This window comes from Sphingomonas sp., assembly GCF_035317925.1.
GTDB lineage: Bacteria > Pseudomonadota > Alphaproteobacteria > Sphingomonadales > Sphingomonadaceae > Sphingomonas_I.
The window spans coordinates 1-26412 of record NZ_DATHFV010000008.1; the positions used below are offsets into that span (position 1 = coordinate 1).

General features: G+C 63.1%; 34 protein-coding genes and 1 tRNA gene. 24 read left to right on the forward strand and 11 right to left on the reverse strand.

Going from position 1 to position 26412, the window contains the following annotated elements:
* Position 1: 1 nt before the first annotated feature.
* The 8 genes from VK533_RS00295 (at position 2) to VK533_RS00330 (ending at position 2663) form a co-directional block, all read left to right on the forward strand.
* Positions 2–286, forward strand: coding sequence for a hypothetical protein (locus tag VK533_RS00295; RefSeq protein WP_324373863.1), 285 nt, complete (start codon positions 2–4; stop codon positions 284–286).
* A gap of 21 nt (positions 287–307) precedes the next feature.
* The gene (locus VK533_RS00300; RefSeq protein WP_324373865.1) at positions 308–628 is read left to right on the forward strand and encodes a hypothetical protein; all 321 of its coding nucleotides are present in this window, start codon (positions 308–310) and stop codon (positions 626–628) included.
* A 12-nt stretch (positions 629–640) separates the two neighbouring features.
* Positions 641–910 (forward strand): hypothetical protein, encoded by a 270-nt coding sequence (locus VK533_RS00305; protein ID WP_324373867.1) that lies wholly within the window; start codon positions 641–643, stop codon positions 908–910.
* A gap of 10 nt (positions 911–920) precedes the next feature.
* The gene (locus VK533_RS00310) at positions 921–1193 is read left to right on the forward strand and encodes a hypothetical protein (protein ID WP_324373869.1); all 273 of its coding nucleotides are present in this window, start codon (positions 921–923) and stop codon (positions 1191–1193) included.
* Between the two features lie 27 nt (positions 1194–1220).
* Positions 1221–1493 (forward strand): hypothetical protein, encoded by a 273-nt coding sequence (locus tag VK533_RS00315; RefSeq protein WP_324373871.1) that lies wholly within the window; start codon positions 1221–1223, stop codon positions 1491–1493.
* Positions 1494–1521: 28 nt separating this feature from the next.
* Entirely contained in the window at positions 1522–1806 is a 285-nt protein-coding gene (locus VK533_RS00320) for a hypothetical protein (RefSeq protein WP_324373873.1), read from the forward strand.
* A complete protein-coding gene (locus VK533_RS00325) occupies positions 1803–2048 on the forward strand; it encodes a hypothetical protein (protein ID WP_324373875.1) in 246 nt (81 codons plus the stop codon). The genes VK533_RS00320 and VK533_RS00325 overlap by 4 nt, the downstream gene beginning before the upstream one ends.
* 147 nt (positions 2049–2195) lie before the next feature.
* The gene (locus VK533_RS00330; RefSeq protein WP_324373877.1) at positions 2196–2663 is read left to right on the forward strand and encodes a glycine zipper 2TM domain-containing protein; all 468 of its coding nucleotides are present in this window, start codon (positions 2196–2198) and stop codon (positions 2661–2663) included.
* 99 nt (positions 2664–2762) lie between these two features.
* On the opposite strand, the gene VK533_RS00335 is transcribed toward VK533_RS00330, so the two are convergent.
* Positions 2763–3020 carry a hypothetical protein gene (locus tag VK533_RS00335; RefSeq protein WP_324373879.1) on the reverse strand — a complete coding sequence of 86 codons (258 nt, stop codon included), beginning with the start codon at positions 3018–3020 and terminating at the stop codon, positions 2763–2765.
* A 56-nt stretch (positions 3021–3076) separates the two neighbouring features.
* Between VK533_RS00335 and VK533_RS00340 the strand changes: the two genes are divergently transcribed.
* From VK533_RS00340 to VK533_RS00375, 8 genes are read left to right on the forward strand one after another with little or no spacing between them, the layout of a single operon-like run.
* Positions 3077–3601 (forward strand): hypothetical protein, encoded by a 525-nt coding sequence (locus VK533_RS00340; RefSeq protein WP_324373881.1) that lies wholly within the window; start codon positions 3077–3079, stop codon positions 3599–3601.
* The gene (locus VK533_RS00345) at positions 3601–3996 is read left to right on the forward strand and encodes an MAPEG family protein (protein ID WP_324373883.1); all 396 of its coding nucleotides are present in this window, start codon (positions 3601–3603) and stop codon (positions 3994–3996) included. Before VK533_RS00340 ends, VK533_RS00345 begins: the two co-directional genes overlap by 1 nt.
* A 37-nt stretch (positions 3997–4033) precedes the next feature.
* Positions 4034–4417, forward strand: a complete 384-nt coding sequence (gene crcB, locus VK533_RS00350; protein WP_324373885.1) for a fluoride efflux transporter CrcB — start codon at positions 4034–4036, stop codon at positions 4415–4417.
* Positions 4414–5517 carry an RluA family pseudouridine synthase gene (locus VK533_RS00355; RefSeq protein WP_324373886.1) on the forward strand — a complete coding sequence of 368 codons (1104 nt, stop codon included), beginning with the start codon at positions 4414–4416 and terminating at the stop codon, positions 5515–5517. Before crcB ends, VK533_RS00355 begins: the two co-directional genes overlap by 4 nt.
* Positions 5517–6116, forward strand: coding sequence for an FMN-binding negative transcriptional regulator (locus VK533_RS00360; protein ID WP_324373888.1), 600 nt, complete (start codon positions 5517–5519; stop codon positions 6114–6116). Before VK533_RS00355 ends, VK533_RS00360 begins: the two co-directional genes overlap by 1 nt.
* The gene (locus tag VK533_RS00365; RefSeq protein WP_324373890.1) at positions 6113–6772 is read left to right on the forward strand and encodes an HAD-IA family hydrolase; all 660 of its coding nucleotides are present in this window, start codon (positions 6113–6115) and stop codon (positions 6770–6772) included. Before VK533_RS00360 ends, VK533_RS00365 begins: the two co-directional genes overlap by 4 nt.
* Complete coding sequence (locus tag VK533_RS00370; protein ID WP_324373892.1) at positions 6769–7446, forward strand: ATP12 family chaperone protein; 678 nt, start codon at positions 6769–6771, stop codon at positions 7444–7446. Before VK533_RS00365 ends, VK533_RS00370 begins: the two co-directional genes overlap by 4 nt.
* A 51-nt stretch (positions 7447–7497) precedes the next feature.
* Positions 7498–8679 (forward strand): glycosyltransferase family 1 protein, encoded by a 1182-nt coding sequence (locus VK533_RS00375; RefSeq protein WP_324373894.1) that lies wholly within the window; start codon positions 7498–7500, stop codon positions 8677–8679.
* Between the two features lie 4 nt (positions 8680–8683).
* Here the strand turns inward: VK533_RS00375 and proC are convergent, their stop codons facing one another.
* From proC to pnuC, 4 genes are all read right to left on the reverse strand, one after another.
* Positions 8684–9517 carry a pyrroline-5-carboxylate reductase gene (proC, locus tag VK533_RS00380; RefSeq protein WP_324373896.1) on the reverse strand — a complete coding sequence of 278 codons (834 nt, stop codon included), beginning with the start codon at positions 9515–9517 and terminating at the stop codon, positions 8684–8686.
* On the reverse strand, positions 9514–10023 hold the full coding sequence (locus tag VK533_RS00385) for a YbjN domain-containing protein (RefSeq protein ID WP_324373927.1): 510 nt from the start codon (positions 10021–10023) through the stop codon (positions 9514–9516). Before VK533_RS00385 ends, proC begins: the two co-directional genes overlap by 4 nt.
* A gap of 118 nt (positions 10024–10141) precedes the next feature.
* Positions 10142–11107 (reverse strand): AAA family ATPase, encoded by a 966-nt coding sequence (locus VK533_RS00390; protein ID WP_324373899.1) that lies wholly within the window; start codon positions 11105–11107, stop codon positions 10142–10144.
* Positions 11104–11676, reverse strand: a complete 573-nt coding sequence (gene pnuC, locus VK533_RS00395; RefSeq protein WP_324373901.1) for a nicotinamide riboside transporter PnuC — start codon at positions 11674–11676, stop codon at positions 11104–11106. Before pnuC ends, VK533_RS00390 begins: the two co-directional genes overlap by 4 nt.
* A gap of 168 nt (positions 11677–11844) precedes the next feature.
* On the opposite strand from pnuC, the gene VK533_RS00400 reads away from it, so the two are divergent.
* Together VK533_RS00400 and VK533_RS00405 are read left to right on the forward strand one after the other, a co-directional pair.
* Positions 11845–11921: transfer RNA gene (locus VK533_RS00400), tRNA-Pro, on the forward strand.
* 150 nt (positions 11922–12071) lie between these two features.
* Entirely contained in the window at positions 12072–12521 is a 450-nt protein-coding gene (locus tag VK533_RS00405) for a hypothetical protein (RefSeq protein WP_324373903.1), read from the forward strand.
* Positions 12522–12581: 60 nt separating this feature from the next.
* Here the strand turns inward: VK533_RS00405 and VK533_RS00410 are convergent, their stop codons facing one another.
* Positions 12582–13757 (reverse strand): 12-oxophytodienoate reductase, encoded by a 1176-nt coding sequence (locus VK533_RS00410; RefSeq protein WP_324373905.1) that lies wholly within the window; start codon positions 13755–13757, stop codon positions 12582–12584.
* Between the two features lie 279 nt (positions 13758–14036).
* On the opposite strand from VK533_RS00410, the gene VK533_RS00415 reads away from it, so the two are divergent.
* Complete coding sequence (locus tag VK533_RS00415) at positions 14037–16328, forward strand: TonB-dependent receptor (protein WP_324373907.1); 2292 nt, start codon at positions 14037–14039, stop codon at positions 16326–16328.
* Positions 16329–16347: 19 nt separating this feature from the next.
* On the forward strand, positions 16348–17565 hold the full coding sequence (locus VK533_RS00420; RefSeq protein WP_324373909.1) for a hypothetical protein: 1218 nt from the start codon (positions 16348–16350) through the stop codon (positions 17563–17565).
* 44 nt (positions 17566–17609) lie between these two features.
* On the opposite strand, the gene VK533_RS00425 is transcribed toward VK533_RS00420, so the two are convergent.
* The gene (locus VK533_RS00425; RefSeq protein WP_324373911.1) at positions 17610–18461 is read right to left on the reverse strand and encodes an IclR family transcriptional regulator; all 852 of its coding nucleotides are present in this window, start codon (positions 18459–18461) and stop codon (positions 17610–17612) included.
* Positions 18462–18726: 265 nt separating this feature from the next.
* On the opposite strand from VK533_RS00425, the gene VK533_RS00430 reads away from it, so the two are divergent.
* Both VK533_RS00430 and VK533_RS00435 read left to right on the forward strand, forming a co-directional pair.
* On the forward strand, positions 18727–20415 hold the full coding sequence (locus tag VK533_RS00430; RefSeq protein ID WP_324373913.1) for an FAD-dependent monooxygenase: 1689 nt from the start codon (positions 18727–18729) through the stop codon (positions 20413–20415).
* A 136-nt stretch (positions 20416–20551) separates the two neighbouring features.
* Positions 20552–21400: an IclR family transcriptional regulator gene (locus tag VK533_RS00435; protein WP_324373929.1), complete on the forward strand. Its 849-nt coding sequence runs from the start codon at positions 20552–20554 to the stop codon at positions 21398–21400.
* Between the two features lie 42 nt (positions 21401–21442).
* On the opposite strand, the gene VK533_RS00440 is transcribed toward VK533_RS00435, so the two are convergent.
* Genes VK533_RS00440 through VK533_RS00450 form a run of 3 tightly spaced genes read right to left on the reverse strand, consistent with a single transcriptional unit; the run spans position 21443 to position 24208 of the window.
* Complete coding sequence (locus VK533_RS00440) at positions 21443–22543, reverse strand: alpha/beta hydrolase (RefSeq protein WP_324373915.1); 1101 nt, start codon at positions 22541–22543, stop codon at positions 21443–21445.
* A gap of 43 nt (positions 22544–22586) precedes the next feature.
* Positions 22587–23108 carry a VOC family protein gene (locus VK533_RS00445; RefSeq protein WP_324373917.1) on the reverse strand — a complete coding sequence of 174 codons (522 nt, stop codon included), beginning with the start codon at positions 23106–23108 and terminating at the stop codon, positions 22587–22589.
* Positions 23102–24208, reverse strand: coding sequence for an aromatic ring-hydroxylating dioxygenase subunit alpha (locus VK533_RS00450; RefSeq protein WP_324373919.1), 1107 nt, complete (start codon positions 24206–24208; stop codon positions 23102–23104). Before VK533_RS00450 ends, VK533_RS00445 begins: the two co-directional genes overlap by 7 nt.
* A gap of 197 nt (positions 24209–24405) precedes the next feature.
* Between VK533_RS00450 and VK533_RS00455 the strand changes: the two genes are divergently transcribed.
* The gene (locus tag VK533_RS00455) at positions 24406–25851 is read left to right on the forward strand and encodes an MFS transporter (RefSeq protein WP_324373921.1); all 1446 of its coding nucleotides are present in this window, start codon (positions 24406–24408) and stop codon (positions 25849–25851) included.
* Complete coding sequence (locus VK533_RS00460) at positions 25848–26171, forward strand: 2Fe-2S iron-sulfur cluster-binding protein (RefSeq protein ID WP_324373923.1); 324 nt, start codon at positions 25848–25850, stop codon at positions 26169–26171. Before VK533_RS00455 ends, VK533_RS00460 begins: the two co-directional genes overlap by 4 nt.
* 9 nt (positions 26172–26180) lie before the next feature.
* On the opposite strand, the gene VK533_RS00465 is transcribed toward VK533_RS00460, so the two are convergent.
* Positions 26181–26412, reverse strand: a 232-nt coding sequence (locus VK533_RS00465) for an acetyl-CoA carboxylase biotin carboxyl carrier protein subunit (RefSeq protein ID WP_324373925.1), incomplete at its 5' end; no start/stop codon positions are given.

Below are 26412 nucleotides of genomic sequence, written 5' to 3' on the forward strand. Positions count from 1 at the left end.
GATGCATAACTGGGGAATCCTCATCCCGATCGTCGCGATCATGGCCTGGGTCGCCAACAACTGGATCCGCGCCCGTCACGGCTATCCGTTGGAAGAAGGGCGCCGGAGCCGGCGCAATCGCCACGGTGTCGATCTGGACGCCGACCGCCAGGTCCAGCTCCTCTCCTCGGAGAACGAGAAACTGATCGGGCAGGTGCTGCGGCTGGAAGAGCGGATCGCGGTGCTCGAACGGATCGCGACCGATCCCGCGACCCGCCTCGACCGCGAAATCGAACAACTGCGCTGAGCTTTTGGGAAAGACCGAAAAATGGACAAGCTCTTCATGCTCGAACCCTATCTCCGCGCCGGGTTCATCCTGGGCGTGCTGGGGATCGGCGCCTGGGTGTTCACCACCTGGCTTCGGATCAAGCATGGCTATCCGCTCGAAAACGGATGGGGCCAGGCGGTCTATCCCAAGGCCACCAACGAGACGGCCGAGCGCATGAAACTGCTCACGTCCGAAAACGCCCAGCTTCGGGCCGAGCTCGGTTCGATCAAGGACCGGCTCGCCACCGTCGAACGCATCGTCACCGACCGCGGCTACACGCTCGATCACGAGATCGAGAAGCTGCGCAGCCCAACCAACTAAGGGGTTAGGATCATGGACTTCAATCCGCTTCTCATTCCGCTCCTGGCAATCAGCATCGGTCTGTTCGCTGTGATCGGCGGTGTGTTCGTCAAGCCGTGGCTCGCGCTCAAGCAGCGCAAGATGGAGCTGGAGGCCCAGATGGTCGCCGAGAAGGCCGCGCAATATGCGGCGCATACCGACCGGCTGGAACAGCGCGTCGCGGTCCTGGAGCGGATCCTGACCGATCGCTCGACCCAGTTGGGCGACGAAATCGAGCGTCTTCGCGACGCCCCGATCAACTAAGGGCAGAATCATGGTCGATCCACTCATCATCCCCATTTTCGGTATCATCATCGGTTTGCCCGCGATTTGCTTGGCCGTGACCAGCATCGTCAAGCGCGTGCTTCGCCACAGGGAGGCTATGGCGCAGATGCAGAGCGGAGAGCCCGCCGAACGCGCCGCTTATTATGCAGCCAAGATCGAGCGGCTGGAGCAGCGCATGGGCGTGATGGAGCGGATCCTGACCGATCGCTCGACCCAATTGGGCGACGAAATCGAACGGCTGCGCGACGCGCCGATCAACTGACAGCAATTTGAGGAAGGGGTTGGGCAGATGAGTTTCTGGAGTGCAATGGTGCTCATCGTCGCCATCAGCGCGATTGCGAGCGTGATACGGGCGAAACATGGCGTGATCCGCACCGGCCGCGGCAAGGAAGAGGCCTATATCGGCCATCGGCACGACGATGGCGAAGTCGTCGCCCTGCGCGCCGAACTTGGCCAGCTCAAGGATCGGATCGCCGTCCTCGAACGGATCGCGACCGAGAATGACCGCGGCGTGATGCTCGATCGCGAGATCGAAAAGCTCCGCAGCCAGCCCGCCAAGTGAAGAATCAGAGTTCGGTAGGAGAAGTTTGATGAACCCGTTCGAGATGGTGGTGCTGATCGTCCTGATCGGATCGATCGCCAGCGTCATCCGCGCCCGTTACGGCATCGTCCGCACCGGCCGGGGCAAGGAAGAAATGTTTGTCGGCAACCGGCAGAACGACGCCGAAGCCGATCGGCTGCGCGGCGAAGTCCACCAGCTGAAGGACAGGATCGCGGTATTGGAGCGGATCGTCACCGACAGCGACCGCAACCGCGGCATCGCGCTGGAACGCGAGATCGACGCCCTGCGTACGGACAAGGAGGCACGGCAATGACCGACCCATTGATGTGGACCGCCGTCAGCGGCGCAAGCCTGGCTGGCATCATGGTAGTGAGCGTGGCCGCGCTCAAGGGCTGGCGTGACTGGATCAACCTCCAGCGCCTGTCGATCGAGGGCCGTGGCCACAGCGCCGAGCCGGCTCATGGCGTGCCGAGTTCGGCCGCCCGGATCGAGCTCGCCGATCTCAAGGAACGCGTCCGCAAGCTGGAAGCGATCGCGGCGGGGGTCGATCTCTGACCCCCGCAATTTCTGGAAATCATTTGAATTACATGTACTTGATGCTGATACGCCCGATGAACGGAAAGTTGTTTTAAGTTCACGCAACCCGCGCAATGCGATTTCGTTCTGCTCCCGTCACCAAAGACGACGAGAGAGGAAATCCCCATGCGCAAGTTTATCCTGAGCGTGGCCATAGCCGCCCTGGCGGTCCCCGCCGCCACCCCGGCGCTGGCGCAGAATCATGGCCACCACGACAACGGCCGTCACGACAATGGCAATCACAACGGCCGCGACAATGGCCGCAACGGCGATTGGCAGCGTGGCCGCAATTATGACTGGAATCGCCCGGATCCCCGTTACGGCGGTTATGACGCGGCGCGTTATTATCACCCCGGCAATTACAGCGAGCGCCGCCTCGGCCGTCACGACCGGGTCTATCGCGGCAATGACGGCCGTTACTATTGCCGCCGCACCGACGGCACCACCGGCCTGATCGTCGGCGGCGTCCTCGGCGGTCTGCTCGGCAACGCGGTCGCCAATGGCCATTCCACCACGCTCGCGACCATCCTCGGCGCCAGCGGCGGCGCGCTGATCGGCAAGTCGATCGATCGCGGCAACGTCCGCTGCCGCTAAGCCTATCGACCGCTGGCGATAAAGCCTGATCGTGACTGGCGGGAGCAGCGCTCCCGCCAGCTGCGTGAATCAGGCTGTCAGATCAACCGCCGGCGGGTATCAGAACAGGCCGTGCCCCAGCATCAGCCGCACGATCGCAACGACCAGCACGATCAGGTTGAGATTGCGCCCCGCCTTTCCGCTCGACAGCGAGCCGACGATCAGGCCGACCACCGGCAAGGGTAGCAGGAACCAGTTCATCCATCCGAAGAAGGGGAGCAAGGCCAGCAGCAACGGGATGATTGCGACCGCACCGATCGCCAGCGACAGCAGGTTGAGCATGATCGACTCCTCAAGCGTGCTTATGGCGCGTGTCAAACTGTATTGCTAGCACAATACAGCAGGGCTATCATCCGCGTCAAAGGAGCCGTCTTATGCGCAAGAGCCTGATCCTGTGTTCGATCCCCTTGCTGGCGCTGGCCGCCTGCCACGCCGACGTTGACGTGAGCGACGTCGGCAACGGCCAGGACGGCGACAACGTCCATATCGCGATGCAGGACAAGAAAGACGGCGGCAGCGACGTCTCGGTCAACGTGCCGGGCTTCAACGCCAACGTATCGCTGCCCCATATCAACCTTGCCGGCCATATGGACCTGGACGGCATCAAGCTTGCGCCCAACACCAAGGTGAGCGGGCTCAATGTCGACGCGCACGACGATGACAAGGGCACCAATAATGGCGAGGGCGTCGTCCGCATGGCTTTCACCAACACCGACGGCCCCGCGGCGGTGATCGACCATTATGCCCGGTCGGCCGCGGATGCGGGCTATGGCGACATCGCCCGCACCGGTTCCTCGCTCAGCGCCAAGAAGGATGATAAGACCTTCGCGGTCGAGATCGGGCCCGACGGCAGCGGCAGCAAGGGCACGATCACCATCACGGGCAAGGACAATGATTGATGGCGATTGAGCTCTATCTGCTGGGCGCGACCCTGATCCTCGCGCTGGTGCAGATCCTGCTCACCGCGCACGTCCGCACGCGCCAATATGGCATCAAGTGGAATGCCGGCGCGCGCGACGCGAAGATGCCGCCGCTCGAAACCCTGCCCGCGCGGCTGCAGCGCGCGCAGGAAAACCTGTTCGAGACATTGCCGCTTTTCGTCGGCGCGCTGCTCGGCGCGGCCTATGCCGGGCGGCTTGGATTGCTCACCAATCTCGGCGCGCACCTCTATTTCTTTGGCCGCCTCATCTATCTGCCGCTCTATGCGGCGGGCATTCCCTATGTGCGCAGCCTGGTCTGGACGGTGGCCACGGGCGGGCTGGTATTGGTGATTGCGGGCCTGATGCTGGGTTAGGGTGGCCGGGAGGCGCCGCACCCGCTACAGCGCCGCCATGCCTCCCCTTCTTTTTGTCATGCTCGGCGGCGCGATCGGCGCCGGCTTCCGCTATCAGATCAGCGCGATCGCGCTGCGCAACCTCGGCCCCGACTTTCCGTGGGGCACGTGGATCATCAACCTGCTTGGCGGGCTGCTGATGGGCGTGCTCGCCGGCCTGCTGGTCAAGCAGTTCACGCCCGAACAGGGCGAACCGCTGCGGCTGTTGCTCGGCGTCGGCGTGCTCGGCGGCTTCACCACCTTCTCCGCCTTCAGCCTGGAGACGGCCAATATGCTGATCCGCGGCCAGTATGTGCTCGCGACGGCTTATGCCGTGTCGTCGGTCGCGGGATCGGTGATGTTCCTGTTCATCGGCCTCTATGTCGCGCGGACGCTGGCATGAGCGACGTCGTCCAGGACGCGCGGACCTTCATCGTCGGCTATGACGATGATGGCATCCGGCTCGACCGGTGGTTCAAGCGGCACCTGCCCGATGCCAGCTTCAACCTCGTGTCGCGCTGGGCGCGCACCGGGCAGTTGCGCCTCGACGGCAAGCGCGTCGCGCCGGGCGATCATATCGCCACCGGCCAGTCGATCCGCGTCCCCCCCCTCGAAGCGGCGGCGCCCGACAAGGCCAGGGCCAAGCCCAAGAAAGAACGCGTCGCGCTCAGCGCCGAGGATCAGGAGCTGATCGAATCGATGGTCCTGCACAAGGACCGCGCCGCGATCATACTCAACAAGCCACCCGGCCTCGCCACCCAGGGCGGCACCAAGACCGATCATCATGTCGACGGCCTGCTCGACGGCATCCAATATGAGTTGGAAGGGCGGCCCAAGCTCGTCCACCGGCTCGACAAGGATACGTCCGGCGTCTTGCTGGTCGCGCGCTCGTCGGGCGCGGCGGCGCATTTCGCCAAGGCCTTCTCCAGCCGCACCGCGCGCAAGCTCTACTGGGCTTTGGTCGTCGGCGTGCCCTCGATCGAGGACGGCATGGTCGAATTGCCGATCGCCAAGCAGCCCGGCACCGGCGGCGAGAAGATGCACGTCGACCTCAAGGAAGGCGCGCCCGCCCGCACCCGCTATCGCGTGATCGAGCGCGCCGGCAACACCACCGCCTGGGTCCAGCTCGAACCTTATACCGGCCGCACCCACCAGTTGCGCGTCCATATGGCGGCGATCGGCCATCCGATCGTCGGCGACGGCAAATATGGCGGCCAGGAAGCTTTCCTGACCGGCGGGATCAGCCGCAAGATGCACCTCCATGCGCGCCGCCTGCGCGTCGATCACCCCGACGGCAGCAAGCTCGACGTCAGCGCCGATCCGCCGCGCCATTTCGTCGAGAGCATCGCGCATCTCGGCTTCGATCTCGCGCTCGGCGATTCATTGCCGTTCGATCCCCCCAAGTTCAGCGAGACCGCCGAGGGCAAGAAGAAAGCGGTCAGCGCCGCCGCCAAGGCCCGCCGCAAGGATCGCAAGGGGGAACGCCGGTCGCGGCGCGGCTGATGCATCCCAATCCCAAATTCGCCTGGAAGGACGAGGCGGCGATGCGCGCCTTCGTCGCCGAAACCGCCTTCGCGCAGATCGTCAGCGTCGCCGATGGCAGGCCCATCAGCGCCCAGGCGCCTCTAACGTTCGGCCTCGACGGATCGGTGCGTTTCCATCTGTCGCGCGCCAACCGACTGGTCGCGATCCTCGATGGCGCGCCCGTGCTGGCGAGCGTGATCGGCAACCACGCCTATATCAGCCCCGATTGGTACGGTACGGCCGATCAGGTTCCGACCTGGAATTACCGGCTGGTCGAGATCGAGGGCGTCGCCCGCCGGCTCGACGAAGCCGAATTGCGCGACCAGATCGATCGGCTGAGCGCCACGCAGGAAGCCCGGCTCGCGCCCAAGCCCGCCTGGACCAGCGCCAAGATGACCCCGGCCAGGCTCGACGCGATGGTCCGCGCGATTGTCGGCTTCGCGATCGATGCGCCCCGCTTCGGCGGCGCGATCAAGATGGGCCAGAACAGGACGGATGCGGAAGCCGCGGGCGCGATCGCGGCGCTGCGCGCGATCGGCAACCACGCGCTCGCGGACGAGATGGAAGCCGCGCGATGAATCGCCTCGCGGTGTTCGATTGCGACGGGACCTTGGTGGATTCGCAGGCGACGATCTGCGTGGCGATGGCGCGCGGCTTCGCGGCGTGCGGCCTGCCCGGCCCGGGCGACGCCGCCACGCGCGGGATCATCGGCCTGTCGCTGACCGAGGCGATGGCAATGCTCCATCCGCAGGGCAGCGCGGCCCAGCATGACGCGCTGACGGAGGCCTACAAGAGCGCCTTCTTCGAACTGCGCACGGCGGGATTGGCGGAGGAGCCGCTCTATGACGGCATCGCCGAGGCGGTCGCCGGGCTCGATGAACGCGGCTGGCTGCTCGGCGTGGCGACCGGCAAGTCCGATCGCGGCCTCAAGCACATCCTCGAACATCATGGCCTGCATCCCAAATTCGTGACTTTGCAGACCGCCGACCGGCACCCGTCCAAGCCGCATCCGTCGATGCTGGAGCAGGCGATGGCCGAAGCCGGCGCATCGCCCGGCACCACCGCGATGATCGGCGACACCAGCTTCGACATGATAATGGCCAGGGCCGCCGGCTGCGCCGCGATCGGCGTCGCCTGGGGTTATCACGACGCGCAGGAACTGCTCGACGGCGGCGCCGACGTGGTCGCCGACCATCCATCGGCGCTGATCGCGATCCTCGAGGCGCTGCCGTGAGGCGCTTTTACAAGGAGGTGGCGATCGTCGACGGCGCGATCCTGCTTGACGGGCGGCCGGTCAGGACGCCGGCGCGCGCGTCGCTGGCTTTGCCCACCGCTGCGCTGGCCGAAGCCGTCGCCCAGGAATGGCGCATGCAAGGCGAGGAGATCGATCCGCGCACGATGCCGCTGACCGGCCTCAGCAACGCCGCGATCGACCGGGTCGCGCCCGATCCCGCCGCCTTCGCGCGCCCGCTCGCCGATTATGCCGAGAGCGATCTGCTCTGCTATCGCGCCGAGGCGCCGGCCGAACTGATCGCGCGCCAGTCCGAAGCCTGGGATCCTTTGCTCGATTGGGCGCGCACCCGCTTCGATATCGCTTTCGTCGTCACCACCGGCATCGTCCATATGGCCCAGCCGCCCGCGACCGTCGCCCGGCTGAGCGAGGCGTTGCTGGCGCGCGACGCGTTCGCGCTGGCCGCGATGTCGCCGCTCGTTACGATCGGCGGTTCGCTCGTCACCGCGCTCGCGCTGGCCGAGGATGCGATCGACGCCGACCGCGCGTTCGACGTCACCCATCTCGACGAATTGTGGCAGGCCGAACGCTGGGGCGAAGACAAGCTCGCGCTGGAAGCACGCGCGTCGCGGCGGCGCGATTTCATGGCGGCGGCGGAACTGTTGGACCTGTCGTGACTTCCGTTGCGATGGTCTTTTCCGTTTCGCGCCGGTAACAGGCGCACCATCATGGAAGTCTCCGATCTTCGCGTCGCCCTTTTCTCGGGCAATTATAATTATGTGCGCGACGGCGCGAATCAGGCGCTCAACCGCCTGAGCGGCTATCTCCAGAATCGCGGCGCCAAGGTCCGCATCTACAGCCCCAAGAGCAAGAAGCCCGCTTTCCCCTCCACCGGCAAGGTCGTCGGCGTGCCGGCCATGCCCTTCCCGGGCCGGACCGATTACCGCCTTCCGCTCGGCATTCCCTGGAAGGTGCAGCGCGATCTCAAGGAGTTCGGCGCCAACATCTTCCACGTGTCCGCGCCCGAATTCCTCGGCCACCGCGCGATCACGCTCGCGCATAAGTGGGATATCCCGGTCGTCGCCTCGGTCCACACGCGGTTCGAGACCTATTTCCGTTATTACGGCCTCGCCTTCGTCGAGCCGCTGGTCGAAGCGATCCTGCGGCGCTTCTATCGCCGCTGCGACGCGATCTTCGCACCATCCGAATCGATGGCGCAGGTGCTGCGCGAACAGCGCATGAGCTATGATGTCGGCATCTGGTCGCGCGGGGTCGAGACCGACATCTTCTCGCCCGCGCAGCGCGACATGGCATGGCGGCGCAGCCTCGGCATCCAGGATCACGAGCCGGTGATCTGCTTCATCGGCCGCGTCGTGATGGAAAAGGGCCTCGACGTGTTCGCCGAAGCGATGGACGCGCTCCATCGCCGCGGCGTCCACGCCAAGGTGCTCGTGATCGGCGAGGGCCCGGCCCGCGACTGGTTCACCACCCGGCTCGGCAACGACGCGATCTTCATCGGCTTCCAGCGCGGCGAGGATCTGGCGCGCGCGATCGCCAGTTCCGACATGCTGCTCAACCCGAGCGTGACCGAGACGTTCGGCAACGTCACGCTCGAGGCGATGGCGTGTGGCCTGCCGGTGGTGGCGTCGCGCGCGACCGGCAGCCTCAGCCTGGTCGACGACACTGTCACCGGCCGGCTGATCCGTCCCGGCGCGAACGAGGCCTTCGCCGCCGCGCTCAAGCTCTATTGCGAGGATCTGGAGGCGCGCGCCGCCGCGGGCGCCGCCGGTCGAGCGGTCAGCGAACGTTATTCGTGGGATGCGGTCAACGGCGCTTTGGTCGACGGCTATCTGCGCGTCATCCGTCATCGCGAATCGGGCGGCCATCCGATCAACCGGCCGCGCTGGTAACCTCTCAGCGCGCGGCTTCGGCCATTTCGCGATTGCGCAGGATCGCGGCGGTCAGGGTGTTCCGCAGCAACGGCGCCAGACCTTCGGGCTCATCAAGCACGTCGAGGCCACGGCGCGTGCTGCCGCCGGGGCTGGCGACGCGATCGGCCAGAGCGCGCGGGCTTTCGTCGGCAGCCGAGGCCAAGGCGGCCGAACCGCCTACGGTGGCCAGAGCAAGGCGTGCCGCCTGATCGGCGGACAGGCCAGCATCCGCCCCCGCCTCGGCCAGCGCATCGATGAAGCGGAACAGGAAGGCGGGGCCCGACCCAGCGAGTGCGGTCACGACGTCGAACAGGCTTTCGTCGACCCACTCGACCAGCCCGAGCGGCGCCATCAGCGCCTCGGCCCGGTCGCGCCCGGCTTGTTCGGCATTGTCGGTCGCGAGCGCGATCACTCCCTGCCCCAGCGCCACCGGCGTATTGGGCATGGCACGCAATATCTCATGCGGAGTCGCGAAGCGGCGGCGGAGCGCCCTCAGATCGACCCCGGCGAGGATCGACACCAGTAATGTCTCCGCGCCCAGCATCGGTGCCAGATCGGGCGCGACCAGATCGAGCAGCTGCGGCTTGACGCCGAGCATCACCAAAGCCGGCACCGGCCCGTCGGGCGGCGGCGCGGTCAGTACGGTCACGCCGTCGGCGACGGGCGCGCCCGATTGGCGGATCACGGTCACTTCGTGGGGATCGAGCCCGCAATCGAGCCAGCGGCGCAGCATCGCGCCCGCCATATTGCCGCAGCCGACAAGCCAGATCGGGCCTTCGAGTGGCCAAATCTGACCTTTAGCGAGAATTTCGGTCACGCCTCGCCGTGCGTCTCGATCAACGCCGCCGACAGCGCCTCGGCCGGCGACTTGCCGCCCCACAGCACGAACTGGAACACCGGATAGAAACGCTCGCATTCGTCGATCGCGGCTTCGATCAACGTCCCCGCCTGCTCCAGCGTCAGCGGGCTGTCATTGTTGTTGTCGAGCAAGGCGGCGTGGCGGAACAGCAGCATGCCGTTCGACGACCAGATTTCGAAATGGCCGATCCACAGCTGCTCGTTGACCAGTCCGATCGTCTCATACATCGCCGCGCGCTTGTCGGCGGCGACGCGGATGTCGGGCAGCGCCAGGAACTGGAGCACGCGATCGTCCTCGCGCCACACGCCGCGCAGTTCGTACTGCGTCCAGCTGCCGGGCACGGTCGCGACGATTTCGTCATCGCTGACGCGGTCATGCGTCCAGCCATGCGCTTCGAAATAGGTTTCGAGCGTGTCGACCGGCGCCTCGTCGTCGCGGTCGGTTTCATACTCGTCGGCGATCATCATCGCACCTCAACTGGCCCCCTTAAAAGGTAGACTACCCCGCTCCAGACGCAAGATGCAGCGGCGGTGCGTGGTGACAAAACTGTGGATAGGTCGGGGAAAGCTGGGGAAGGAATTGTTAGAGCCCGGCCTCGGCGATCGCTTCCAGCGCGCGTTCGAAGCGTTCCTCGGGCGGGCCGCCGATGATGCGATAGTTGAGCCCGCGCCGATCGAGCTCCGCCCGCGACAGGTCGAAGAAACGTCGGCGGCGATCGTCTTCGCCGAAAAAGCGCGTGCCGTCGTCGACCCACGGCAAATCGATATCGAGCAGCAGGTAGAGGTCAGCCGTGTCCTGGAACGCATCGAACCAGGGATCGCGCGTTTCGAACAGCATGTCGGCCCAGACCGCGGTCATCAACGGATCGGTGTCGAGGATCAGCCGCTGGTTGCACTGACGCAGCAGCGCCTGCGTCATCGCCGCGTGCGTGCGGCCGATCGTGACCAGGTCGTCCATGGTGAGCGAAAGGCCATATTCCTCGCAATAGGTGCGGCCATATTCGGGCACGAACAACGTGTCGAAGTGCCGCGCGAGCAGCGGTGCGAGCGTGGTCTTGCCCGTGCTTTCCGGCCCGTGCAGGCAGATCGTCTTCGCATAATAAGGCCGCACCGGCGGCGGCAGATAGTGCCAGTTGCCCGCCGGATCGGCGCGGATCGCGCTCGCCGAAATCGGCACGCCCGACCGGCTGGGATCGATTACCGCGAACCGCGCGCCCACCTCCTGCGCCAGCCGCGCGCCATACAGTTCGGAGGCGAACAATTGGTCGATCGGCTCGGGATGCGCCGCGCCGACGATCGCGCGCCAGATCGGCCAGAAATCGGGATCCTCCTCCGGCGCCTGCGGCACGATCGCGCCATGGCCGACGACGCGCGCTTTGGGGAACAGTTCGCGCATCCAGGCGAGCCGCAACGGCCCCGGTATGGGATCGTCGGGCAGCCAGCAGACCAAAACGGTTAGCTGATCGACCAGCGCCTGCGCGGTCTCGACCAAGGCGACATGGCCCGCATGCGGCGGCATGAACTTGCCGAGCAGGAAGCCGCGTGTCACGGCTGCGCCTCCGCCGCGCGTCCGGCCGCCGCCCATTCGCGCAGGCCCAGCACGCACAGCACCAGAAAGGCAAAATAGAGGCCGGCGGTCAGCGTAAGTCCCTTCACCAGATACAGGCCGATCGCGGCGACATCGACCGCGATCCACAATATCCAATTCTCGATGCAGCGCCGCGCCAGCAGGATCTGCGCGGCGATGCTCGCCATCGCCACCGTCGCATCCCACCACGGGAAAGAGGCATCGGTATAGAGGTGCATCGCGGTACCCCAGGCGAAGCTGGTGAGCGCGATCACGGCCACCCAGGCAATCCGCGCCGGCCCCGTCAGCCGCTCCACCATCACCTTATGCTCGTTCCCGCCGACGCGCCACCACGCCCACCATCCATAGATCTGGATGACGAAGAAGAATATCTGCAGCAAGGCGTCGCTGTAGAGCTTCGCGCCGAAGAAAATGTAGGCATAAAGCGTGACCATCAGCAGCCCGAACGGATAGTTCCAGATGCTGCGCCGGACGAGCAGGAAGATGTTGGCGAGGCCGAGCAGCGTCGCGAGGATTTCGATTGGGTTCACTGGGCCACGCGATAGCGGCGACGCGACCGCCGCGCCACCACCTCTGTCAAACAACCGATAGACCGATAAGCCCTTGCAGGCCCCGGTTCGCCCGGCTAACAGGCCCCCCGCTTGGCAACGCCGGTCCGCCCTTCCCAGGGGCCCATGCAAGGACGGCGCTCCGCATTTCGGGGAGTAGCTCAGCCTGGTAGAGCACTGCCTTCGGGAGGCAGGGGCCGGAGGTTCGAATCCTCTCTCCCCGACCACATACATTTTCGTTCTATATCAATAACTTACGTGGAACTGCCGACGCGGAATTTACCCGTATTTCCAAGGCTTTGCGGTAACACCGATTCGCCACGCGAAGCCGAGAGACTAATGTTGCCACCACCGGAGCCGCGGGGGAGCACTACGTGATGTACCGCCTGCTGCGGGCGGGGCGCATCGCAACACTGGCGCCCCAGGGAGTTGCCGGCGTCGACATTCTTATCTGCGACGAGAGCGGCGGTCACTTGGCCGCGCTGCAGGTTAAGACCTCCGGCAACCCGGTTACAGTTGGGTGGCGTATGGACAGAAAGCACGAGAGCTTACGCCATGAGCGGCTATTCTATTGCTTTGTGGATCCAGGCTCCGATCCTGAGAGGCTGCCGACATGCTGGATTGTCCCCAGCGCAGTGGTAGCTGATCATGTCCAGGCCACGCATCAAGCGTGGCTGGCGGGCGAGCCAAAGCGTGGCGATACCCGGCAGGATGGCCCAGGTCGCAAAATGCATCTCGTCTGCGCCAATCCGCAGATGGAGGCCTATCCGAACGGCTGGATGCATCCTTACAAGGAAGCCTGGCATCTCCTTGATGGTGTCAGCTGAGCACTCCGGGCCCACCTCCCCTTAACATAAAATCCATTAGCGAACGCCAATGGGAATTAGTCAACTCGAGATCGCATGGATTGGGCGGAGCGCAGCATTCGCTGAGTCTATAATCGTCAATAGATGCTGGCGATCAAATGCACGAATCGAGTCGAAGTCACCTGCTTCTACTTTCCGAACCCAGTCAGGATCGCCGATACTTGCCCGCCCTACCGCGATCAGATCGAATTCCCTCCCTTCAAAGCGCCTCAGCACGTCGGCTAAACTACGACGCACGACATCGCCCTGAGCGATCTCCTGTTCGATCAAACCATTGCGCACGGATTGGAGGTCGCCGCTGTTGCCAACGCCTCCAACAGCCATGACGGCCGCATCAGTGAGAACCTTGGTCCATCCAGCCAACGTGCGGGGGTCTTCGGGCCACTCCGGCGTGTTAAACTGCCGGGTCGAGACATGGAACAAGTCAACGCCGGCGTCGCGCAGCAGACCAAGCACAAGTCGAAGCTCGTCCGGCGTGCGCGCGATTCTCGCGTTGGAATAATCGAGCACCTTCCACTGCGAAAAACGATACGAGATGATGAAGTCTGCGCCGGCCGCCGCGCGTACGGCGGCAACAACCTCACTCGGGAAACGGGCCCGCGCGCGTAAGTCAGGCCCACCGTAGCCATCGTCGCGCAGATTGGTCTCCGACCACAGGAATTGGTCGAGCAAGAATCCGTGTGCGCCGTGAATCTCGACGCCCGCCGCACCAACCTCCTGCGCGATCAACGCGCTGCGCACATAACTCGCTTTCAATGCCTGCATATCGGCCGGCGTGACCGCGCGTCCGCCGGGCGTGCCAGCTTTGACCAAACCTGACGGACTCAGGATGGCAGAGGGTGTGTCAGGGCCTTCGCTATCTTCCTCGCGCCGCATGCCGCCGCGATGGTTGAGTTGGATCAACATATGGCCGCCGGCCTCGCCAACGGCATCCACGCACATCCTCCATGCCGATCGCGTGGATTCCGTCATCCGCACGACCTTACCCTCCTGCCCCGCGGACGGGTGATCGATCGCGCAAGCTTCACTCAGGATCAGGGAGAATCCGCCTTCGGCTCGGCGCCGGTAATAGTCCGCGAGCGCCCGTGTCGGTGCTCCATTCTCACAAACACCGCGCTGCATCGCGGGCACAGTGAAGCGGTTTCGCAACGTTATCTGGCGAAGCCGGAACGGCGTGAAAAGTGGTGTCAGGTTCATCGATCTCGCATCCATCGTTCCTCGCAGGCCTATGCACCGCACGGTTACGGCCCGCGATGTCCCCATTCTCGAGTGCCGAGCCCTTCCTCGCGGCACGCTTTCATTGTCGGAGACCACTCATTCGCCAAGCGACCCATCCGATTATCACGCTAAACTGTTTCGCAGTACGGAATGCAATTTTGTTTGACGATCAGATACCGCATATGGCATGTCCACGACAATGACAAAAAAATAATCGCCACGGGTGTCATTGACCCGGGGGTACATGGGAGGGATCACATGCATCAGACCTTGTTGCGTCACGCCGGAGTCGCCGTTCTTTCCAGCATGTGCCTCGGCCTTCCTGGGCCGGTTCATGCCCAGACAAGTTCGAGCTCAGACTCGACGGCCCAATCCACCGAAATCATCGTGACCGCGCTCAAGCGCTCGGAACGGCTTAGTGACGTGCCGATGTCGATCACCGCCGCTACGGGCGATCAGCTCAAGCAGCTTGGTGTCGAAAGCCCGGATGATTTGGGTAAGATCGTAACCGGTCTGGTCTATTCGAAAAGCGCGTATGGCGCGCCGGTCTACACGCTGCGCGGCGTAGGCTTTTACGATTACAGCCTTGCCGCGATCCCGGCCGTCACGATCTACGTCGATGAGGTCCCGCTGCCCTATTCGAAGATGGGCATGTTCGCCAATCTGGATCTCGAGCGTGTCGAAGTCCTTAAGGGGCCGCAGGGGACCCTGTACGGGCAGAATTCGACGGGTGGTGCGATCAACTACATCGCGGCAAAGCCCACCTCGAATTTCGCGGCGGGCATGGACGCAAGCTATGGCCGCTTTAACGAGGTCAACCTGAGCGGATTTGTCAGCGGTCCTATCACCGACACGCTCAAAGTCCGTGTCGCGGCCAGCCATCTGGGCGGCGGCGACTGGCAATATAGCAGCTCACGCAGCGACACGCTGGGACGCAAGAATGTGAACAGCGCGCGCATTTTGCTGGACTGGCAGGCCACGCCAGACTTGTCGTTCCATCTCAATGCGAACTGGGGGCGCGACACATCGGATACGCAGGCCGGCCAATATGAGGGCATCACGCCCGCCAACCCCACCGCCTCGACGGTCAAGGCAAGCCGGCCAAACCTGTTCAACTATCCGCATTCGCCCAACAATCCGCGCGCCGCCGACTGGGATGCGGGCGTTCCGCTTAACCGGGACGATCGTCAGGGGCAGGTCGCGCTCACGGGACGATGGGCGCTTTCGCCCAAGATCGAACTTACCTCGATCTCCTCTTACGTGAAGCTCAAGACGAATTCGGAGCTCGACGCCGACGGCACGCCTTTCGTCGACTTCTACGGCACGACCGACGGCAGCGCACGATCGCTTTACCAGGAGCTGCGTCTCAACGGTCAAAGTGGCCCGTTGCAGTGGATCGTCGGCGCCAATTATGCCGATCAGAAGGTCAACGAGCTTCAATACGGCACATATTACGATGATTATCTGGGGATCATCGGGATCACCAAGAACATCAATGGCGGCGATCAGCGCGACAAGAGCAAGGCCGCATATTCCGATTTTACGTTGGCGATCACGCCGACCGTGAATATCGATGCAGGCGCACGCTATACCGATGAAACCCATAGCTTCGCGGGCTGCACGCGAACCGGCGATGCCGCCACCGCGGCTTATTATACCGGGCGCTACAAGACCCCCGTCGCGGTGGGCGATTGCATTACGATTTTGCCGGTGAGCGGGTTCGGTCTCTATATAACCTCATTCGATGAGCACAGTGTCTCGTGGCGCGGCGGCATCAATTGGAAGCCCGAAACCGGCGTCATGCTCTACACCAATGTAAGCCGCGGCTATAAAGGCGGCTCCTATCCGCTTTCTGGCGGCAGCAATTACTACCAACTGCGTCCGGTACCCCAAGAGTCCCTCACCTCCTACGAGGCCGGTTTGAAGACGAACCTTCTCGCCGGCCTTCTGCAAGTGAATGCGGCCGGCTTCTATTATGATTATCATGACAAGCAGATCCGCGGCAAAGCGATCCAGCCCGAAACCGGTGCCGTCGTGGCAGCCCTTGTTACGGTGCCCAAGTCCTCGATCACCGGTGCTGAGCTGCAGGCCATCCTTCGCCCGGCGCGAGGGCTGAGCCTGGAAGCGGACGCGGCCTATACCAAGTCGAAGATCATCGGTTCGTTCACGAATTACGACTTCTTCGGGTTCCTTCAGGACTTCAAGGGTCAAACCCTGCCTTACACACCCGCATGGACGGTATCCGGCCAAGCCAGTTACGACTTCCCCGTAACCGGCGACTGGTTCGCGACTCTTGGTGGAAACGCTCACTATCAGTCGGAAAGCAAAGCGAATTTGGGTACGCAGGCAGCGGCGCGCCTCAATAGCTATGCAACGCTCGACTTGCGGGCCAGCCTGACGACAAATGATCACAGGCTGTCGTTTTCAATCTGGGGACGCAACGTAACCAACACCTATTATTGGAATAACGTCCTCGTCGTGCTGGCGGCTGTAGCACGATATGCGTCACCGCCAGCAACCTATGGTGTGAGCGCGAGCTACCGGTTCTGATCCGGAGGCGGTGGGCAGCATGAGACCCGATGCGAGTAGGGCGGACGAAGACTGCGTCGATCTGACCGCAGGCCTCGCAGGCTTGTCCGCCCCGCTGCAGATCGCGGGCGCAACGTTGCGTAATCGCTTCGTTGTCCCGAGCATGCAGCGCGGCATCACGTCGGATCATGGCGCGCCACCGCCGGAGCTTGCAGACTATTATGGTCGCTTCGCCGACGGCGGGTTCGCGCTCGTCATGTCGGAGTCCTGCGCGATCGATCACCCTTCGGCATCCGCAAAAACGACATGCGTCCGGCTCAATCGTCAAACCGAAACAGCTTGGCGGCGATGTGTTGATAGTGTGCGGCGTGCGGGCGCGCACATGTTCATCCAGCTTTGGCATGAGGGCGGGTTGCGTCTGGCTCCCGATGCGGGCGACCGCCATGCCGACGACCTCACGCTCAGCCCCTCGGGGCTGGCCGGGCCGGGCGAGCCGGCGGGTCGGGAAATGACGGTCGCGGACTTCGAGGACGTCAAAGCAGGCTATGTCGATGCCGCACGGCGCGCGCAGGAGATCGGCGCGAGCGGAATCGAGCTTCATGCCGGTCACGGGTTTCTGCTGGACCAGTTCCTGTGGAGTGAGACGAACCAGCGACCGGATCGGTATGGCGGAAGCATGGCGAACCGCGTTCGATTTCCCTCGGAAATCGTGCAGGCGATCCGCGAAGCGACGGATCGGGAGTTCGCCATCTCCCTACGTTTCTCGCAGTGGAAGGGCAATCACGGGCGCAAGCCCGCCCGTGATCAGGATGCGCCGTCGCGGATCGCTGATACGCCGGATGAACTCGGCATCATGTTGTCCGCTTTGCGCCAGGCAGGGGTCGACGTGTTTCACGCATCGACGCGCACATTCGACAAACCCGAATGGGAGGATAACGCGCTTAGTCTGGCCGCTTGGACACGCAAGCTCGGCGACGCGCCGGTCATTGGCGTGGGAAGCGTTGGTACCGGACTCGACGTGATCAAGACGCTTTACGAAGGCCTCGATATCGATGCTTCCCGCAAGCAAAGGGTCATGCGGGAAAGCCTGTCGCGGCTCGCCCGGCAATTCGCCGAAGGCGCCTTTGACCTAATCGCCGTGGGGCGCTCCAGCATCGGCGATCAGCAATGGGTCAACAAGATCGCGACCGGGCGCTTTGACGAGATCACGATGTTTGATCGGGCGATGCTGCAATCGATCGTGAGCGGAATCCGATAGCGGACATGTCGCGTAAACTGGCTCGGCGCGCCGCCGCCGATCCTTCACACGGGCGCGCCAGCAATCGATGCGGGCTGCGCGCCCAGGGACTCCTGTAATTTGCGGGCCGCGCGCAGAAGCTGTGGTCCGGTCTCGGCCAGCAGCTTCTCCTGCGGCAATTGGTACGCCGGACCTCCCGCACTGAGCACATAGAGGCCATCGAGCTTGGAGGCTGTGATCGGTGTGGTGACACCGTGTATTTCGGGGCGCTGCGCGCCGAGCGAAACGCAGAAGCCAAAGCGATCGAGCTGATCCTGCGCGTCGCGCACCTGCGCGGCGAGCGCATCGATATCCGCACCTTCGTCGCGCTTGAGTTGCCGGTATATGGCATTGCGCTCCTGCTCGTCGATGCGCGCAAGGTATGTGAGCGGTATGGCGCCCTTGGTCAGCGCGATCTTGTCGCCGACCCGCAACTGCAGGCCGACCAGAGGAGCGCCTTCGCAGGACTCGACATAAATCATGCGAAGGCGTTCGCGCGTGCTCAGCCCGAAATTGGTCCCGGTGAGATCGGCATAATGCTGCATGATCGGGCGGATCGCGCCGATCGGATCAAAATTCTGGTCGGCTACGTAACCGAGCACGTAGGTCAGGCCGCCCAGGCCGTAACTGCGAGACTTTGGAAAATAGCAGAGGTAGCCGAGGTCGCGCAGCGTATAGACGATTCGTGAGATCGTCGGCCGAGGCAATCCCGTACGCCGGGCGATCTCACGGTTGGTGAGCGACCGTTCCCCGACTTGGAAGCACCTCACAACGTCGAGGCCGCGAGCCAGAGCGGAGATAAGCTGCCGGCTGTCATCGACCGCGCCGACAAATCTTGGATCGTCCAGCTTCTGATCGCTTCGAGCCCGACGTCGCATTCCCGTGGCTGCCTCCCAATTGAGCCGATTTTTCGCCGAGCCAGCACCCTAAACGAGGGCGCAGGTCAACGCCAGCGCCGCACCGCTAAGCGCCCTCGACTGCCCCCAGGTGCAAACGGCAAACCGATACCCGACTGCGGGCGTGCGCTAGTCGAACCTGCGCATCAGCATCATTCCCATATATGTATCGCACAACAGAATACAATTCCGTATTGCAAAACAAACATGGCTCCGCATAGGTATCTTTGCAAGCTGCGGAGACGATATGACAGACAAGGTTGCAGGCATCGTCATCATAGGCGGCGGTCCGGTCGGGCTTGGACTCGCGCTCGACCTTGCCTGGCGCGGCCAGCCCAGCATGTTGGTTGAACGCGATCCGCGGACGGCGGCAGTCCTACTGGCAAAGGCCAACGGCCTTCACGAGCGCACAATCGAAACGTGTCGGCGGTGGGGCATTTTGGATGAAGTCATAAAGCGCGGCTTTCCGCAGGATCTCCCAGGAGACAGCGTCTATTGTACCTCGCTGACCGGCCACGTTCTGGGCCGGAGCGTCATTCAATCCACGCGTGATCGCCCTCAGCCTCCGCAATCACCGGTCAAGCGGCAGCGCTGTCCGCAATATGAATTCGACCCGTTGCTCGCGGACGAGGTCCGGCGATTGGGGCTTACCGACCTGCGCTACGGTCAGGAATTTGTCGGCTTTGAGCAGGACAATGACGGCGTAACCGTCCATTTGCGCGCACCCGGCACAGATACGGCAACATCGGTCCGCTGCGACTATCTGGTCGCCTGCGACGGCGCCGGTAGCCTCACGCGGCGGCAGTTGGGCGTTCCTTTCGAGGGCCGTATGCTCGACTTCTCAGTCAGCGCGATGATCCGGATCCACGACCTGGCGTCGCTACACCCGATCGAAGACGGTGAGCGCTACATCTTGATGGGCCCTGAGGGAGCGTGGGGCAGCATGGTCTGGGTCGATGGCGACAAGATCTGGCGCTTTTCGATCGTCGGCAATCGCGAAAAGATCGACCCCGAGCATTTCGATATCGATCCGGAAATCCGACGCGCACTTGGCTCGGACGATGTCAAATTCGAAATATTGCGGGTCATGCCATGGCGTCGCAGCCAATGTGTTGCCGCATCCTATCGCTGCGGCCGCGTGCTGCTGGCCGGCGATGCAGCCCATACGACATCGCCGACAGGCGGTCACGGGATGAATACCGGAATTGCCGACGCTGTCGATCTGGCGTGGATGCTCGACGCCATCCAGTCTGGTTGGGGCGGCGACGGCCTCTTGACGGCCTACGATCTGGAACGCCGTCCGGTCGGGATCCGAAATTCCGCGAGCGCCGCCCGCAACTACGGCAACTGGATGGACCGGGACGGTTGCGTGGATGTTCTGTCGGATGGCCCCGAAGGCGAGGCGTGCCGACGAAAGATAGGCGAGCGGCTTCAATCTTCACTGCACGCCGAATGGCATACCCTCGGTATCGAGCTGGGATTCCGTTACGAGAATTCACCGATCATCGTGCCGGACGGGTCGCCGCCGACAGCGGACGATGGGTCGGATTATATACAGGCCGCGCGACCGGGACACCGTGCGCCGCACGTCTGGCTCGCGGATGGCCGTTCCACGCTCGATTTATTCGGCCGCGGATTCGTGCTTCTCCAGCTACGCGATATTGATGAAGACGCGGACTTGCTGGTCCGGGAGGCGCGGGCGGTTGCGATGCCGATCGAACTGGTCCAGCTCAGGGAGGCGGCCGTCCTCGACCTCTATCAGAGCGCCCTCGTTCTCGTTCGGCCGGATGGCCAAGTCGCGTGGCGAAGCGATACCTTGCCCCAGGACAGCGCCTATCTCATCGATACGGTCCGCGGCATGCATGTTCATGGCATGCCCGGCACGCGCACCCGCAGACGCACACTTTCTATAAATGCTGTCGCGGATTCTGGCTAGAGATGCACCCTGCTGGGCCAGCAAAGGTAGACGCGCATGTCTGCTGCCGATCGTCGTCGGGGCGCGGCTTTTGCCGTAGACAGAACAGGCAGTAGCTAGCAGTGCTATCCAGTAGACGAGAGGATGGGTGACTGACATGCCGGAAAAGGCTTTGTCGCGGCTCGAGACGGATAATGGCAAGGCGCTGGCGGCGGCCGACGACGAAAGCTTCTCGGGGCGACAGTTCATCACGGCATTGGCGCGCGGCCTTGATGTGCTGGCGGCATTCCGCGCAGGCGATCCATCCCTAAGCAACCTGGAGCTCGCAAAACGCTGCCAGCTTCCGCGCTCGACCATCTCGCGCCTGACCCAGACGCTTACCGACTTGGGCTATCTAAACTACCATGAGGGTTTCGGCTGCTACGAGCTCGGCGGTGCGATGCTGAGCCTTGGCCATGTCGCCCGCGAGAGCTACCATGCGCTAGAACAAGCTAGGCCGATCATGATGGGCCTCGCCGAACTCAGCAACGCTAATGTCGGCATCGGCATCCGCGACCGTTTGACGATGGTCTATCTGACCGTTTGCCCGCCGCCGATCGGGATTGGCCTGCGCTTTCAGCCCGGATCCAAAGTCCCGATCATGCAGACCGCGATGGGGCTTGCCTACTTGGCAAGCAGATCTCCCGCTGAGCTAAAGGCGCTCGGACCCAGGCTGCTCAAGAAGAATGAGCGCGATACGGCAAGTGTGACGGGAACGATCCAGGCCGCCCAGGAGGAATATCGCCGCCATGGATTCTGCAGCTCGGTCGGAAAATGGTATGAGGATGTGAATGGCATCGCCGCACCTATTCCCTGGACCGCGGTCGCCGATACGCTTGTGCTGAACTGTGGCGCCCCGTCCGCGCTTATGCCGAAGGAACATATGCTCGAGGAGATCGGGCCGCGGCTCGTGAGCGCGGCAGCGGCGATTGCCGATATGCTCAAGGCGTCCGCGCCCGCCGCCTAATCCTCGGCACCCAGGCTCTCGCTATCCGGATCCTGGACCTGCTTACCCGCCCCAATCTACTAACGTGTCGGCAATCTCCTTGACCAGATCTGGGCGACTCTGGGGGTAATGACCGGCATCGCGAACGGTATATTCCGTCGAGCGATCGCCCGCTGCCATTGTCCATTCGGCTATGTTTGCCGGGAGCACCGACTGGTCTGCGCTGTAACCCATATTCAGTATCGGGACCGTCGTATCCGCCGCGCAAGTCGGACCGTGAGCCCGCGTCAGCCGCTTGCTCCACTGACTCAAGAAGGACCTGGCGGTACAGAAACGTGCAAGGCCATTTGCCTGGCGATTGATTTGTCCCCCGTCGCCCCAGATCGAACCCGCCGTTCGATCGCTGGGATCGATGGTCAGATCCAGCGTCCGAGGATCCGCCTTCGTTCGATAGATCAGAAAGGCATCGTCGCCGGCTGGGGCATTCGCGATCAGAGAAAGCGCATGATCGGTCAATCGTTCATTTCTAGCCTGCTGGCGCTCGCTATAGCGGGCAAGCCATGCGCGATCGTAGGGCGGCGCATTCTGGGCAGAATACATATCATATTGGTCGTCGCTCAAATCCGGATTCGTCTCATCGATTACCGCAGGATCGAGGCTGTCTGTTAGAGTGTGGGCCCTGCCGCAGTGCGCCGCTAACAGCGCCAGCCGATCCGCTGGCGGAAAATCTTCCTGTTTCAGATCGATCGGCTTGCCGTCGGGCGTATCGGAGAGGGTCAGCCTCTCTGCTTGCTGCTGATAGAAGGCGGTCAGCGACCCGCCGCCCGAATTACCGATCAGCACGATTTTCTTGAACCCCTGCTCCCGCAGGAAGATCATTCCGGCGCCCAGGTCCTGGATCGCCCTTTCCATGATCAGCATCGAGTCCGACCCGGAGTAGCGCGTGTTCATCGCCAGGATCGCACGCCCTCGCTGTGCAAGCGGCTCGACGAGATAATGGTTCATGAAGCTGTTGGTCGGGTGGACGACGAGATAGGCCACATCCTTGTTGTGGCCCGGATCCTCAAATCTTCCATAGACACGCGGATCGTTGTTCTGGATGCCGCTCAAAGTCTCAAGCGGCGCCCCCTTCGCAACCTTGAGCATCACCAACGTGGACAGCATTATTTCCCCCTAGCACCCTATTTCGCGCCCGATCGATTCCCGATCAGACCAACTCGGGACGTGGTGCGAAATCGGCGCGCTTCTTGCGGTCGATCCATTGGTCGAGCACCTCGACAGCATGTCGCGCACGATCGGCCGGATCAACGTTGGCGGGAAGATTGAACTCCAGGCGGACGCCGTTCGGATCGAAGAAATAGATCGATTTCTGGCCTTCGTCGTGATGGCCGACGGGACCGATATAGTCGATTTTCGCGGCGATCAGGCGCTGGCGATATGCTTCGAGTTCAGCCTCCGTATCCACCTGGAAAGCAACATGCTCGACCCAGGCCGGGGTGTTCTCGTCCTCCATCGCATCCGGTCGAGTTGGTATCTCGAAGAAGGCCAGGGAACTGCCATCCTCGAGCTCGAAGAAAATGTGGATATGCGGGTCATATTCCTTGGTCGACGGCACCATGTCGGCGGTGACCGCATGGGAATATTTCAAACCCAGAATACGGGTATAGAAATCTACGGTTTCAGCGGCATCCCTGCATCGAAACGCCACGTGGTGGAACTTGCTCAACATGCTAGGTCTCCTGGCCCGGATGGTGTGAATTCAGTCGGATCCCGATCGCGCAGCAAGGCATACGCCACGTCACGCGGCACGCGCCGCCCCTTGATGAAGGCGCGCCACTGCATGACCGCGATATCGTTGCGCAGATTGACGACCGACCGGTCGCCGACCAGTGCCTGGTTCTGCTGGATGGCCTCAAGGACACCGACATCCTCTTCGAGGATCTTGCGCGACCGTTCTCCGGTGAGCGTCTCGACATCGATAATCAGGCGTGCGCCGCCGTGAAAATAATGTGTCGTCGTCTCGGTCTCCGGCACGATGCCGTGGAAGGCCCGGTTTTGCAGCGGCGCCTCCTCATCATCGGCCCAACCGGTCGCGGACGCCGGCCGGACGCGCGTGTGATTTTGGTAGCAGCCCGGTATCATCCAGCTTTCGGTCCACTGATCGATCCGATCCCCAACCAATGCTGATCTCGCGAAGACGGCCGGCGTTGGAATATCGGCGATGCGCACGCGGCGGCGCACGCCGGTCGCGATCGGCTGTACGCTGACCTCCGACGCGGCAATGCGATCGGGATCACTGCCCATGCTGGTCTTGTGGACATAGGCGAGATGGCTGATGTCCAGCAGGTTCTCGGTCAGCAGCTGGTGGTTGCAACGCAGCGGAATATAGCCGCCGGTCCAAGTCGCCCAAGCCGGGTTGTCCATCCAGCCAAGGTCAGGAACATGCTCCTCGGCAGCTAGGCTTGGATCGCCCATGAATATCCATACGACGCCGCCGCGCTCGACAATCGGATAGGACATCAGTCTTGCGACAGCGGGCGGACGGTCCTGGCCCGGAGCATAAACACAGCTGCCGTCGGCGCCGAAGGTCAGCCCATGATAGCCGCACTGGATACGGTCGCCGATGAGTTCCCCGCGCGACAACGGATAATTGCGATGTGGGCAGCGATCCTCGAGCGCTACCGCGGCTCCGTCTTCGCGACGATAGAAGACGATTGGCTCGTTCATGATCACACGCCGCATCGGCGACCGGGTCACCTCCTGCGTCCATGCGCCAATATACCATGCATCGCGGACGAAATTGTAACCGCTATCGTTAAGGCCGCGCACCGATTCACTCCTCCGCTGGCGATTGCGCCCGCCAGACGACGCGGCCGTCGACGAACGGCCAACCGGTATGTGTTCACAATGCAGAAGTCAATTCCGTAGAATGATATTTGGACTGGCAGCCGCCAGCATCTTATGCAAGGTATTCCCATGGCGTGATTGTTCGCGGCGCAAAGGTGCCCAATCTGAAAGGGACCGCAATGCAGAGGAATGGCAACTGGATCGTGGTGCTGAGCTTGCTCTGCTTCGCGGAGTTGGCCGGCTCGCTCGAAACCACATTGGTCTTCGCGACCTTGCCGTCGGTGATCCGGCGATACGGAGATCCGATCGCCGCTGCATGGCTGGTCACAGGGTTTTTCCTGGTTGCGGGCGCTTCCTCGGCCTTATGCGGCCGACTGGGCGATCTGTTCGGCCGATCGCGCGTGCTGGTCATTGTGTTGGCTATCGCGACGGCGGGGTCAGTGCTCAGTGCTACAGCGACCAATTTGTGGGTGATCATCCTCGGGCGCTCGATCCAGGGCACGGCGGGCGCATTGCTGCCGTTGTGCTACGGCTTGGCGCGCGAGCATCTTCCAGCGCCCAAGCTCCCCTTCGGCCTGGCAGCGGTCACCGCGATTGCGAGCCTCGGAGCGGCTGCAGGATTCCTCGTTGGTGGGGCGATCGTCGATCATTGGCAGTGGCAGGACATTTTCACGGTCAGTGCCGTGCTTGGCGGCGCGGCGCTTTGCCTGTGCATCCTGATGCTTCCCGCATCGCGGCCCGTTCCCAAGTCCCAGCGGGGCGCCGATTTGCTGGGTGGGGTCCTGTTTGCCCCAGCGGTGGGACTGGTTCTGCTTGGGATCAACCAGTTCTCAAGCGCGGGCCTCACAATGCGACCGCTCCTGATCGTGGCGGCCGGGATCGCGATCCTTGCGGTCTGGGTGCGGCATGAGTTGCGGCAGGAGCATCCGCTGATCGATATCAGGCTGCTCGCGCAAAAGCCCGTGGCGCTCGCTAATGTGAATGCGTTGCTCGTCGCGCTCGGCACATATCAGGTTATGCAGATCTTCCCGATCCTGATCCAGCAGCCGCGCTGGACGGGGATCGGGTTCGGCCTGAGCGCGACCATGACAGGTCTTCTCAAAGTACCCTCGAACATTGCGAGCGCGCTCGGTGCACTCTGGGCGGGACGGTTGGCCCGCTTTTATGGCGGGCAATCAGCGATCCTGGTCGGTGCAATCTTGGGATTGTTCGCCTGGCTGGGTCTTCTGCTCGGTCGCGACAATCTCTGGTTGGTGTTGGTGCTGGTAAGCTGCTCTTCGGCCGGCGTCGTCGTTTCGCTGACTGGCACGATTGCGGTGATCGTCGACCGGGTGCCGGCCGAACGCACCAGCGAGGCGACCGGTGTTACCATGGTGTTGCGCATGATGTTCCAGGCGTTGGGTGCGCAGATCGTCGCGGCGATCTTTGCCGCGGGGCGTATCGGGGCCGCTGCCGGAAAAGAGACTTACCTCACGCCGTCGGCCGTGGTCGGCAGCCTGGCCTTTGTTGTAGCGGTTTGCATCTGCACCGTGCTCAACGCCGAAGCATTGCGACGCTCGATCCGACCCGGTCCACCGACTGCGCGGGCCGGGGACGCGGCGCTTCTGGTCGGAGAACCGCAGTGACGCGGATCACGTTCCTGCAGCATAACGGGGAGATTCAAACGATCGACGCGGAGCGCGATCGCTCGCTGATGGAAAATGCTTTGCAGAATGGCGTGGCCGGGATCGATGCCGATTGCGGCGGTTCGTGCGTGTGCGGTACTTGCCGCATCACCGTCGACGCGGCGTGGCGCGACAAGGTTGGCGGTCCGACCGAGATCGAGGAGATGATCATGGAAATGGCGACCTTGCCAATGGAGGGCGCGCGCCTGTCTTGCCAAATCGTGGTAACCAATGAACTCGATGGTCTGATCGTCACCGTTCCCGAAGCGCAATTTCGCTAGACCAGCGGCTCAGGCGAACTCCAGGATCACCGCATCGACCGCGAGGCTGTCGCCCGGCTTGGCGTCGACCCTGGCCACCCTGCCCGCCTTCTCGGCGCGGAGGATATTCTCCATCTTCATCGCCTCAACCACCGCGAGTGCCTGCCCCGCCTCGACCTTGTCCCCCGGCTTGACGTTGAGCGCGGTCAGCAGGCCCGGCATCGGACAGAGCAGGAAGCGCGACAGATCGGGCGGCACCTTC